General features: G+C 60.1%; 11 protein-coding genes and 2 pseudogenes. 5 read left to right on the plus strand and 8 right to left on the minus strand.

Annotated elements, in window-relative coordinates; translation table 11 throughout:
• The first annotated feature begins 50 nt into the window (after nt 1-50).
• Nucleotides 51-1,127: an FAD-binding oxidoreductase gene (locus NKH49_RS18125; protein ID WP_352927100.1), complete on the plus strand. Its 1,077-nt coding sequence runs from the start codon at nt 51-53 to the stop codon at nt 1,125-1,127.
• Nucleotides 1,128-1,359: 232 nt separating this feature from the next.
• On the opposite strand, the gene NKH49_RS18130 is transcribed toward NKH49_RS18125, so the two are convergent.
• From NKH49_RS18130 to NKH49_RS18145, 4 genes are all read right to left on the minus strand, one after another.
• Nucleotides 1,360-2,505 (minus strand): LacI family DNA-binding transcriptional regulator, encoded by a 1,146-nt coding sequence (locus NKH49_RS18130; RefSeq protein ID WP_352614842.1) that lies wholly within the window; start codon nt 2,503-2,505, stop codon nt 1,360-1,362.
• A gap of 88 nt (nt 2,506-2,593) precedes the next feature.
• Nucleotides 2,594-4,123: an amino acid ABC transporter permease/ATP-binding protein gene (locus NKH49_RS18135; protein WP_352851186.1), complete on the minus strand. Its 1,530-nt coding sequence runs from the start codon at nt 4,121-4,123 to the stop codon at nt 2,594-2,596.
• Between the two features lie 76 nt (nt 4,124-4,199).
• Nucleotides 4,200-5,036 (minus strand): ABC transporter substrate-binding protein, encoded by an 837-nt coding sequence (locus tag NKH49_RS18140; RefSeq protein ID WP_352927103.1) that lies wholly within the window; start codon nt 5,034-5,036, stop codon nt 4,200-4,202.
• A 179-nt stretch (nt 5,037-5,215) separates the two neighbouring features.
• Nucleotides 5,216-6,052, minus strand: coding sequence for a PfkB family carbohydrate kinase (locus NKH49_RS18145; RefSeq protein ID WP_352851159.1), 837 nt, complete (start codon nt 6,050-6,052; stop codon nt 5,216-5,218).
• A gap of 103 nt (nt 6,053-6,155) precedes the next feature.
• Between NKH49_RS18145 and NKH49_RS18150 the strand changes: the two genes are divergently transcribed.
• The 4 genes from NKH49_RS18150 to NKH49_RS18165 all read left to right on the plus strand — a co-directional run bounded on the left by NKH49_RS18150 (nt 6,156) and on the right by NKH49_RS18165 (nt 9,482).
• Nucleotides 6,156-7,157 (plus strand): SIS domain-containing protein, encoded by a 1,002-nt coding sequence (locus NKH49_RS18150; protein ID WP_352927106.1) that lies wholly within the window; start codon nt 6,156-6,158, stop codon nt 7,155-7,157.
• Between the two features lie 64 nt (nt 7,158-7,221).
• Nucleotides 7,222-8,349 (plus strand): NAD(P)/FAD-dependent oxidoreductase, encoded by a 1,128-nt coding sequence (locus tag NKH49_RS18155; protein ID WP_352927109.1) that lies wholly within the window; start codon nt 7,222-7,224, stop codon nt 8,347-8,349.
• Nucleotides 8,350-8,803: 454 nt separating this feature from the next.
• Complete coding sequence (locus NKH49_RS18160; protein WP_352467423.1) at nt 8,804-9,046, plus strand: type II toxin-antitoxin system Phd/YefM family antitoxin; 243 nt, start codon at nt 8,804-8,806, stop codon at nt 9,044-9,046.
• Complete coding sequence (locus NKH49_RS18165; protein WP_352927112.1) at nt 9,027-9,482, plus strand: type II toxin-antitoxin system VapC family toxin; 456 nt, start codon at nt 9,027-9,029, stop codon at nt 9,480-9,482. Before NKH49_RS18160 ends, NKH49_RS18165 begins: the two co-directional genes overlap by 20 nt.
• A gap of 139 nt (nt 9,483-9,621) precedes the next feature.
• Here the strand turns inward: NKH49_RS18165 and NKH49_RS18170 are convergent.
• From NKH49_RS18170 to NKH49_RS18185, 4 genes and pseudogenes are all read right to left on the minus strand, one after another.
• Nucleotides 9,622-10,070: pseudogene (locus NKH49_RS18170) on the minus strand (TA system VapC family ribonuclease toxin).
• Nucleotides 10,067-10,294 (minus strand): hypothetical protein, encoded by a 228-nt coding sequence (locus NKH49_RS18175; RefSeq protein ID WP_023679266.1) that lies wholly within the window; start codon nt 10,292-10,294, stop codon nt 10,067-10,069. Before NKH49_RS18175 ends, NKH49_RS18170 begins: the two are co-directional and overlap by 4 nt.
• 131 nt (nt 10,295-10,425) lie before the next feature.
• Nucleotides 10,426-10,527, minus strand: a pseudogene (locus NKH49_RS18180) (EamA family transporter); the annotation flags it as partial.
• A gap of 101 nt (nt 10,528-10,628) precedes the next feature.
• Nucleotides 10,629-11,654 carry a zinc-binding alcohol dehydrogenase family protein gene (locus tag NKH49_RS18185; RefSeq protein ID WP_352927120.1) on the minus strand — a complete coding sequence of 342 codons (1,026 nt, stop codon included), beginning with the start codon at nt 11,652-11,654 and terminating at the stop codon, nt 10,629-10,631.
• Nucleotides 11,655-11,835 lie beyond the last annotated feature (181 nt).

The raw sequence follows: 11,835 nt of genomic DNA on the forward strand, positions 1-11,835 counted from the left end.
AGCGCGTTTTGAAGTGGCATCTTGGCTCGACTTCAAACCCGAGTTGAATAATGAACGCACACGCGGCCTTAGGAGCCCCCGGCTTCGCCCCAACAAAGCTTCACCGGCAGTGGGCACAGCCCACGCCGCAGCTTGTGCTCTGCCGGCGCGTGATCGACGAGACGCACGATGTGAAAACATTCGTTCTCACACCCGCTTCAGATCGGATGCTCTGCTTCAGCGCTGGCCAATATGTTGTGGTGCACCTGAGGATCGAGGGGGCCGCGGTGACACGCTCCTACTCTGTTTCGTCACCGCCGACGCGTCCGCTCGACCTGCAGATCACCGTGAAACGGACGCCGGGCGGGCTCGTTTCGAATTGGCTCCATGACAATTTGAAGCCGGGCGATGGGATCGAGATCGAAGGGCCGCTCGGCTCGTTCAATCTCGACGATCTGCCGCATGCAAAGTCCCTCTTCCTTTCAGGTGGCAGCGGGATAGCTCCCGTCATGTCGATGCTGCGGGCATTTACCGACCGCGCAGCAAACCAGGATATCCACTTCATTCATAGTGCGAGAACGCCGGACGACATCATTTTTCGGCTCGAACTGGACGCACTTGCCGCTCGCTTTCCCAATGTTCATGTGACTTGCATTTGCAGTCATGGAGACCCGGCCTGGACGGGTCCAACCGGGCGAATTAACAGTGAGATGCTCCTGACTTTGGTTCCCGATCTCCATAGCCGCACGATTTTTGCCTGTGGGCCGGAATCCTACATGAAGGCTGCACGCAGCTGCCTCGATGCAATCGGGCTCGCCCCTTCACAGTATCATGAGGAGAGCTTCGGGGGCGGCAACATTTCGCGTTCGCCATCGGATTCAAAGGTTTCGTCTTCGGTCCGCTTCGCCCGCTCCGGCCTTGCATATCATTGCGCGCCCGGAGAGACCCTGCTGGAAGCGGCGCGCCAATGTGGCGTCTATGTCCCAACCGCTTGCCAGCAGGGAGTTTGCGGTACGTGCCGGATCGCCAAGCTGTCTGGCGAAGTCGTCATGGATGACCTAGGCGGACTGACCTTGGAGGATAAATCGGCAGGCTACATCCTGGCGTGCTGCAGCCGCCCACAAGGCGACATTTTGCTTGATCTATAATTGTACCCATCGCGGAACGAAATCGGGCAGCCTTTGCGTTCAACGACCAAGCCATACTACTGCGACCGCACGTGATTAGGTTCGGGACCCGGATGGGCTCGCCCGATTTCTGGCGCAGCTCACGCTGGGCATCGCAAGCGACGAAAGTCCTACCCAGCAATACGCTTGAGCTATCATTCAGCCGTTGCATGGGACGACCTCGACACAAAGAGGCGCGGCAATTCGGCTCCAGCTACACCGTCGCGGCCGGATCAGGGGCGTTGCGGTTGAGATGAACCGCAATCGAATTACGGTTCACCAGGCGAGCCGCGAGGACACGGTGTTCAAACGGTGCGGTGTCGCCAGCCAGCCTCTTCAAGAGAAGCTCGGCTGCCGTCGCCCCGATCAGATGCGCCGGCTGCGCGATGGCTGTGATACCTTGGGCCACGAACTGCATCCAGTCGAGATCGTCGAAGCAAAGCAGCGAAACCTCTCCCGGAATCGCAAGCTTCAGTGCGGATGTCGCCTCCAGAACGCCTGTCGACATCACACCGTCGGCGGTAAACAGGGCGGACGGCGCATTGCGCATTGTCAGCAGATCGAGTGCCTCCTTTCGGGCTGCCTCGCTGGAATAGACCGCCACGCGGCGGATCAACTGTGGATCCGGCGAAATGCCCGCAGCGCGATGGGCTTCGAGATAACCCAACAACCGTTGCCAGCTTGGATGATGGTAGCGAACGTCGGAGCTGGAGAGATCAGCGTTTGTCACAAAGGAACCAACATCATCGCGTTGGTCCGGCCCGAGTTCCGCCAATATTCCGATGCGGCTGTGTCCGGCGGCGATGATCGCCGCTATGCTGCTACGCGTTACAGAAACGTTATCGACCACGACCGAATCGGTTTCCATGCCCGCCACGATGCGGTCGAACTGCACGACGGGACAGCCGGCCGCGACTGCGTCACGAAGATGATCCGGCTTGTCCAAGAAGGTCGATGAGACGACTAAACCATCGACCTGCTTTTCCAACAGCAGCTGCACCGCCTCTCGCTCGAGTTCGGCATTTTCGTCACTATTCGTAACGATAACCCCGAAGCCGCCACGGCGCGCGACGTCCCCTATTCCGCGCAGCACGCTTGCATAGAATGGGCTTTCGATGTCGCCTACGACAACGCCGATAGTCTGGGTCTTACCGGTGATCAGGCCTTTGGCCAGGCGATTGGGCCGATAACCCAGCGCAGATGCCGCGGCGCGCACCTTCTCCTGGACCTCAGGGCTGCTGTACCCGTAGTCACCAAGCACGCGCCCAGCCGTGGCAGAGCTCACTCCAGCCCGGCGAGCGACTTCGATGATAGTTGCGTTTTTGGATCTTTGAGTCACCCAGCAAGTCCCGCCGACCATGCAACGTCGTGGCGACGAACTAGCGGCAGTTAGGCACGCCCCGCAAGGCCGAACACCGCAGAACCCGCCGCTGCGCACACCATTTGAATTACAGCACCTCCGACAGAAAGCGTCGAAGACGCGGGCTCTGCGGATTGTCGAATAGGTCTTCTGGCCGGCCTGCCTCGACGATCCGCCCCTCGTCCATGAACACGACCTGGTTCGCGACCTTGCGAGCGAAATTCATCTCGTGTGTAACGACCACCATCGTCATCCCGCCCCGCCCGAGGTCGGCCATCAAGTTCAGGACACCTTTGACCAATTCTGGATCGAGGGCGCTGGTGACTTCGTCGAACAGCATAATTTCGGGTTCGAGGGCGAGCGCACGCGCGATGGCCACCCGCTGCTGTTGCCCGCCCGAGAGATTGGCCGGCCGATGGTCCTTGCGCTCCAGCAGTCCGACTTCATTTAGCCTCGCCAAGGCCGCGTCATTAGCCTCCTCGCGCGACATGCGTTTAACTTTGCGCAGCGCCAAGGTGATGTTGGCGAGCGCGCTACGGTCGGGGAACAGATTGAACTGCTGGAAAACCATGCCCACGCGCCGCCGGAGTTGGTCAGGGGTCTGCTTGTAGATGCTTTCGCCGTCGAGCAGAATGTCACCGGCTCGGCATTCTACGAGACGGTTGAGGCAGCGCAGCAAGGTCGACTTGCCCGATCCGGACGGACCGATGAGGCAGGTGACGGTCCCGGGCTCCACTTTCAGACCGACGTCATGCAGCACCTGGACGGCGCCGTAGGCCATGTCGATATTTTTGACCTCGATGCCGCCACCCTTGAAGCGTGTGGGCGCTGCTGCAGGCAACGTCGCTGTTCCCGGCACGACGGCTTCGGCAAGCTCGGCGACCTCTTGGAGGCCACTCTGCACGGCGGTTATTCGTTTGCCGACGCGCATGCGCGCGTCGATGTAGTTGACGAGATGGGTCAGCGGCACCGTGATCACGAGATAGAACACTCCGGCCAGCAATAGCGGCGACAAGTTGCCGGTCAGCACAGCCTGGTCCTGGCCGACGCGGAACAGTTCGCGTTCGGAGGCGAGCAGACCAAGGAAATAGACCAGGCTGGAGTCTTTGACATTGCCGATGAACTGGTTGACCAGTGCAGGCAGGACGCGACGGATGCCTTGCGGGATCACCACCAGGCGCATGCCTTGGCCATACGTCATACCGAGAGTGCGCGTGGCGTCGATCTGACCCCGCTCGACGCTCTGAATGCCGGCGCGGAAAATCTCCCCGATGTAGGCTCCGGCGATCAGGCTGAGCGCCAGAATGCCCAGCGGATAAGGCGATGGACCGAACAGATCTCGGCCCAACCGCGCGAAGCCTTGGCCAATGATCAGGATTGTGACAATGGCAGGAAGCCCACGGAAGATATCGGTGTAGACTCGGGCAAGGAGTTTCAGCGGCCGGTTCTCTGAAATTCCCATGACTGCGAGGACGATACCGATCAGCGTCCCGAAAAACGTCGAGGCAAGGGCCAGGATCAAAGTGTTCTTGAGGCCGACCATCACCATGTTTGGCAGAACTTCTGCCATCGCCTGGAAATCAAGGAAGCTGCGGGCGAAGGTATCGAACCAGCTCATATCAAGTCCATCTATAACTCGGCCGGGCACCGTTGCTGACGGGCCCGGCCGGAAACGAAAATGAATACGCGCGAATTCACTTCTTGGGCAGATATTGATCCGGCATCGGAGTGCCCGGGAACCATTTCTCATGCAGCCGTTTCCAGGTGCCATCGTCCATGGCCTTGCGCAACGCCTTGTTGAGCGCCACGCGGAAGGCATCGTTGCCTTTCTTGACCACGAACCCGGCCGGCGCATCGAAGGACGGCACGTTCATTGTTATCTTCAGGTTCTTGTAGCGCTCCACATACTGCTTGGCGGACTCATAGTCAGTGAAATGGCCATCAATCGTCCCGTTATTCAGCGCCGCCACCGCAGTGTTGTTGTCGGGAAATTTGACAATGTCGCCCTTGAGGTTCTTCTCGGCATAGATTTCCTGCAGCGTTCCCTGGATCACGCCGATGCGCTTTCCGGCGGTGCTCTCATTGCTCGTCAGTGCCGGATCCGCCGAAATGATCGACAGGTAGCCGGCGAGATAGCCGTCGCCAAAATCCACGCTCTTCTTGCGCTGCGCCGTTGTGCCGATGGCGGCGACAGCGACGTCGAAGCGGCCGTTGGCAACGGAGGGCAGCAGCGCCGAGAATTCCTGGCCGGTGAAAACGATCTGCTCCTCCTTGAACCCGAGCCGGCGCGCCACATCACGGAAGAGTTCGGCGTCGAAGCCAGTGAAGTTACCGTTGGCGTCGGTGAAGACATAGGGTTTCGCATCGCCCATGGTTCCGACGCTGATCACCGTCGGGTCGATGAGGTTGTAGGGGTTGTCGGCCGCGTTTGCCTGAGTTGACGAGGCCAACGTGCCAAGTCCTGTCAACAGCGCGATCGTCAGCGCCAGACCGGATTTCACAAGTTGGCGCCTGCTCGAATTCGTGTGCATGTCTTCTCCTCTTACGATTGGCCGAACTCGGCCTTGCGATCCCACTCGACGTCTCATCTATCAAAACGCTCTTAGATGGCGTTCGGCCAGGTAGGTGAGAACGTTATCATTTGATCTAGCATTGTCCATTTCTCGCGTCAATTGTTTCGGAGAATTTCTCAGCTAGATGGTTTCCAGTGTTAAGCGCGGGGGATCTCCGGCGTCATCTTTCCTAAGTCGATTGCTGTCGCATGGCCGATTGCCCCGTAGTACCGGCAGGTAGCAGCCGCCGCGTCCGCGGCATGGCCGAGGATGTCTTGAGGCTGCTCCTTCTTAAGCAGGCCGAATAGCGTTCTGGCGATGAAGGTGTCGCCGGCGCCCAGGGTGTCGACGGGTTTGACCAACCGCGCCGGGGTTCGGTAAGAGACGGTGTCGCCGTGAAGCACCGCGCCGGCTCGGCCACGAGTCACAAGAACCCACTTTGAACCACATGCAAGCAATTCGGCCGCGATTGCGGCCAATTCCTTGTCGTCGAGACCGTCACCCGAGACACAAGCCAGATAGCAATAGGGTCCAATCTCGCGTCGATGTCCCGGTTCCCGTCGCGTGGAAAAATCATAAGACAACAGTGACTTACTTGATACAGCGGCAACCCACGGGTCCAAACCGCTGGACTGGCCGATGTGGACGGCCTGAAAGCCCGAGAGAAAATCCAGATCTTCTTGCGTCGGCGTAAACACCGAAACTCCGAGATCGAAGTCCAGGAAAATCCGATCGGCGTTGCGGTGACCTATGAGGCAGTAAGCGGTCGCTCCCTCGAGACGCCGCAATCGGGTGATGTCCACGCGCTCCGACGCCAGTGCAGTGCAGATAAGGTCCCCTGCCCGGTCTTTGCCGATCGCTCCGACATAGGCCGATCGCCCGCCGAAGCGGCTGACATAAACCGAGACATTGAGGCAATTTCCACCAGGATACATCTCGCCGCGAGCAAGATAACAATCGACCACGTTATCGCCCATCGCGGCAATCTTGACCATTGCAGGACTTTCAGTTTAAAGGGTGTGATAACGTTCGCACAATGGCCGCCCACCTGTCAATTGTGGGCCCGCCCCTAGCTCTGCCAACGAGACGAGGAAGCTCATGATTTCCGCCCTGCCCGCCGACGTGGAACGCGCCCTGACCGCTACGGCGGGCACGCAGTTTTCGCACCTATTCCTCGTGGCGTGCGGCGGTTCGCTCTCGATCATGATGGCAGGCAAATACTTCGTCGACCGTCACAGCGGCAGATTCGCCTGCGACATCTACAACGCGGATGAGTTCGTCTGCCGAGACCCGCGACGGTTGGGACCTGACGCGCTCGTTGTCCTTTGCTCGCAGACCGGCACCACCCGCGAAACTGTGCGAGCGGCCAATCATGCAAAGGATCGAGGCGCAACGACAATCGGCATGACGCTCGACCAGATATCGCCCCTCGCGCTGGCGGTCGACCACGCAGTCGCCTACCAGGCCTCCTACACGACGGGCAAAGCAATCGATTCAGCCTGCAGCAACTACGGCGTGCTCTATATGTTGCTCGCCGGCCTGATCGATGCTCGGGAGGATGCCGGGCTAACTGCCGATCTGCTGACGAGCCTGAGCCATCTTCAGCCGGCGATCGAGCGTGCGCACCGGACCTATGCCGACCGGTTTCAGGCCTTCGCCCCCCGTTTCGCGCCGCGCAATGCGATCTACACACTGGCCAGCGGTGCCAGCTATGGTGCGGCCTATTCGTACGCCATCTGCGTGTTGATGGAGATGCAGTGGTACGATTCGCAGGCCATACACGCCAACGAGTTCTTTCACGGCCCATTTGAGGTGGTCGACCGGGATACTTGCTTCGTGGTCTTGCTGGGTTTGGACGAAACGCGGAGCCTTCCCGAACGCGCCCGAGACTTCCTTTTCAAGTACGGCAGCCGGGAAAACGTCCTGGTGCTCGATGGAGCGGAACTCGACCTCAGCGGTATGTCCGAACACATCAAACCCTATCTCGTGCCCTTGGTCTTCTTCGACACGCTTTGGCGTTTTGCCTACGAGCTGGCCGCCCTGCGCGGCCGTCCAATGCTTGAGGGCCGGCGCTACATGAAGAAGCTCACCGACTATTAGTTCCGCCGCGCTCTGCAGCCATCCAACAACTCCCGGCCCGGCTTCTGCGAAGAAGGATTTCTCTATGACTGCATCACCAAAGCCGCGCCATGTCGTTGTTATCGGCGCGGGCATCTTCGGCATCTCTTCCGCGTTGCACCTTGCTCGTCTTGGCCTTGATGTAACGGTTGTCAACGACGGCGCGCCAGCCAACGGTGCATCCGGCCGTTCACTTTCCTGGCTGAACTCAGCGCGACGTGCCGACACTGCCTACCACCGCTTGAGGCTTGCAGGCATCGACCGTTATCGGACCCTGGCCGCCACAAGGCCGGAAACGGGATCGTGGCTTCGCTTTGACGGCGGCCTCACCTGGGATGCGGATGACGAGACGAACCAGATCGCGTCCGTCTGCCAGCTGGAGCAGGATATTGGTTATGACGCGCTTCTGCTCGGCCCTGCCGAAGTCGGTGCAGTGGTGCCCGGCGTCAACGCGAGCGCAATTACCCCCCAGGGTGCCATCTTCAATCCCGGCGAAGGATGGGTTGACCTGCCGTCTTTGATCAGTCTGCTGCTCAATGAGTTCCGCTCCAGCGGCGGCAAGTTTGTTCGGGACGCTGGACGCGTCCGGATAGATGCCACAGGTGGTCGCGCGCGTGGCGTCGTCACTGCCGACGGTGTGCCGGTAAAGGCGGATGCAGTGGTCCTTGCGGTCGGGCCAGCGACGCCTATCATGCTCGCAGAGATCGGAGTTCGTGTCCCCGACGCCACGCCAATTTCACTTCTCTTGAAGACCAAGCCGATCAAGACCGAGCTCCGTGCCGTGCTGAATACGCCCCGCGTGGCGGTTCGCCCGACGCCGGATGGCGCACTTGTTTTGGATTCGGCGTGGTCGGAGGAAGAAGTCGTGGTCAACTCTGACGGAACCTACACCGTGCACGACAAGACCGTCAAAGGACTGCTCGAGGAGGCTAGTGCGGTGCTCGAGGGCAATCCGCGGCTCCAACTCGCTGCCTATGCAGTTGGCCCGAAGCCCATCCCCGGCGACGGCGAGCCAGTGCTTGGCTCCGTCGAGACCGTTGCCGGACTTCACGTCGCCTTCAGCCACAGCGGCGCCACGCTTGGATTGATCGTCGGCGAATTGCTTGCCAAAGAAATCGCCTCTGGCAATCCGCATCCCATGCTTGCAACGTTCCGCCCTAATCGTTTCAGCTGAAAGGGCAATTTGGGGCAAGGCCGAACTGTCCAGATGGGTCGCGGGCCTGGGGAAGAGCCGCGTGATCAGGTTGTCGTGCTACGGCAACAGAGACGGCGAGAGATCGGCGCTGCGCGTCCAAGCGCGAACGCTCGAACAAGGATGCCCCGCAAACTATGGTCAGATAGCCACTCGCGATCCACTGGAGTGCGCTAACCGCGACAAGTTGCGCAAGCTTCCGCCCGCAAAATCAGACACTGCGCATAATCAGAAGCCGTTGCTCCAGAACGATTCACCTTGTCAAGAGACGGCCCGCCTTGCGGCGTGCGAGGGGTCGGCAATGACTTGACCAAGCCTTGACCAAGGGTCAGGATTGCGCCTATCGTCGCGTGCAAGAGCGATTGTCGAGCAATCCACACTCAGCTCGGCAATGAACACGGCTCACCACGTTGACCCGACGCGCCAAGGACAGGAAATGACCATCACGGTGAAAGTTGGCGAGGCCAAAACGCATCTCTCGGAACTGCTTTCAAGGGTAGAAGCCGGCGAGGAGGTGATTATTTCGCGCGGCAATGATCCCATCGCTAAACTGTCGCGGATTCAACGCCGCAACGATGTCGAAGCCGTGATCGAAGAGATCAGCGCTGCCCGCGCTCGCGCCAAGCCCGTGACGCAGGACGAAATTCGGGCCTGGCGCGATGAAGGGCGTCGCGCTTGATGGCGATCATCGTCTGATGCCTTTCGTTGTCGACTTTTCCATGGCGGCTGCCTGGATTCTTCCTGATGAAGACAGTGAGGCGGCGGCCGCCCTGATGCGACGATTGCCGGGAGCAACGGCGCCTGTCCCTTCCCTGTTCTGGCACGAGGCGCGTAACGTCGTATTGATGGCCGAGCGGCGTGGCCGCATCGCGGCGGGCGAAGCTGCCACCACCATGGCACGGCTGCGCCGATTGCCGCTGGAGGACGCCGGCGGCGGGTCGGACGGCGCAGTGCTGACATTAGCGGCTTCGCACGGGCTCAGCGCCTATGACGCCGCCTATCTGGCGCTGGCAATCGAAACCGAGTTGCCGCTGGCCACCCTCGATCGGAAGCTCGCACTTGCCGCACGCCGCCAGGGAATCCAAATTCTCGGGCCGCTCGCGAATGGCAATTGACCTCTTCGCTCGACCACCTGCCTATGTTGTTCGACCTGCAGAAGTCTTTGACGCTCTCGATTCCGTGCTGACTCTGGACCTCCGCGACTTTCTCGCCGAAGAAACCCGAGAAGATCGAAGGTAGACCGCACCGAAGTCTCTACCTTGTTGGAATCAGATGCAGTGCAGACTTCCCGCCCTTCACGGCCGCCGCTGACAGCTTGTGACAGCTTGCGGTCAAAGCTGGCAAGTTGGCCGCCGCGCGCCTTGGCAAGCGCGAGAAGGTAGGTAGCCGTCACCTGCGCCGAGGTCAGGATTTTGGCTACATCAATGTCGCCGGAGCCAACCAGGCTCACATCGTCGGGCCAGAAGCTGTGCCCGTGCAGGGTCCGCAACTTGGTAACGATTCGCGCAACAACAGCTGGTGAGCCGGGAGAATTGGGATATCTTTGGTTGCCGACGATGCGCAGGACGCCGTTTTCAGTGACGGGACACGTAGCCCATGCGGAGTTTACCGGTCTCTTCGAACCAACCATGCGCGTCGTCATGGGCGACGTGGCCAGGATCTATCAGTGCGATCAGCACATTGACATCGAGCAGGAGCGTCACGGCAGTTCGTCTCGCAAGGCATTGACCGTCTCAAGCGTGACGGGAGGTGCATCCGGCCGAGGCGACAGAAGAGGGATCCCGTTGCGCTCGCCGCCGGCTTGAGGCCGGCGCAGCGAGCGCCGGGCGAGATCGGTGATGACCTCGCCGAGGCTGCGATCCTGCTGCCGGGCGATGGCCTTGGCTGCAACCAGGACATCGTCATCGATCGCCAGTGTGGTTCTCATGTTGCCCTGCTTGGTGCGCATCAACATCACGCATCATATAAAATAGCGACGTCGGATACTCAAGCGATGCGAATACCCGGCGGACTTGGCGTGAACGCATTTTGTGCCGGAAGGATCGTCGCTTCACGGCTTCAACCTTTGTATGCGACGAGAACTGCGCCCGCTGCAATCAGTGAAACGCCAAGCCAGTTCGGCAGGGACAATTGTTCACGGAGGAAACCCACTCCGAATACCGTGTCAAGCGCGCCGCTTAGCCTGGCGTCACCGAGCAACTCCCCCTCCCATAATGCAGCATCAGGGCTGCGGTCACATATCTTGATTGTGTTTGCTGACATCAGCCAGATCCAGCCACGTCGACAACGGCCTTGATCAGACCGGACTTCTGCTGCGCCCAGATTGCGATGTCGCGTGGGCTGTCGCGCAGGGTGGTGCGATGGGTGACGAGTCGGTCGATTGGTATTTTTCCAGCGCGCATCGAGGCAATGACGTGCTGGAAATCGCTACGCGTCGCGTTGCGACTGCCGATCAGCATCATTTCCCGCTTGTGGAACTCTGGATCTGAGAAGGTTATGTCGTCCGGCACGACGCTGACCATCACCATGACGCCGCCATGGGCAACATAGGCAAAGGCAGCCTGCATCGAACGGCTGTTCCCCGTGGCGTCGAAGACGACGTCGAAACCTGCTCCCGCAGTTCGCTCCGCTATCGTTTCGACGATCGATCCCTTCGACGCGTCGATCACCAGGAAGCCCAATTGCCTTGCGGCAAAGGCCAGCCGCTCGGCATCGACGTCCATGATGGTCACGTTGAGTTGCGCTATGCGCGCAAAAAGCGCGGTGCCGAGGCCAATCGGCCCGGCGCCGATAACCAAGGCGCGAATGCCGGGCCCCGCCATGGATCTGCGCACCGCGTGAGCACCGATGGCCAGAAACTCGACCGTGGCAGCCTCGACCGGTGACAGGCCGGCCGCTGGTATCAAGTTCTGCGCCGGCACGAGAATCTGCTCGCTCATGGCACCGTCACGGTGCACGCCAAGCACCTCGATCGACATGCAGCAGTTCGGCTTTCCCTGGCGGCAGGCGGCACAATTTCCGCAGGCAAGATAGGGATTGACGAGGATTTGCTCTCCAACCGACAGGTCCACGGGCGCGTTGATTGCCGCGATTGTTCCCGAAACCTCATGGCCCATGACGCGCGGATAGGCGAGATAAGGATGCCTGCCCTCGAAGATGTGGTAGTCGGTTCCACATATCCCGACACAGGCGACATTGATCAGTGCCCAGCCTTCGGGCGGAGTGCCTGGTGCCTGCTGCTCCTCAAACACCAGCCTGCCCGGCTCAGCGCATCGCACGACTTTGATGGTGGGGCCCATGACTATAATTCACCCCCTTGCTAAGCTGGAGTCCGGCAACAGGAAGTGGTGCGGGGGGGGAATAACCCCGGCCGCCGGGGGGTGAAAACCAAAACTATACGTAATAAAGCGGCACCCCTGCGGCCCCCGGTTTGACATAGATTGATATTTTAAAAAACATAAACAGCCG

Origin of the sequence: Mesorhizobium sp. M1088 (genome assembly GCF_040318575.1) — a bacterium.
Lineage (GTDB): Bacteria > Pseudomonadota > Alphaproteobacteria > Rhizobiales > Rhizobiaceae > Mesorhizobium.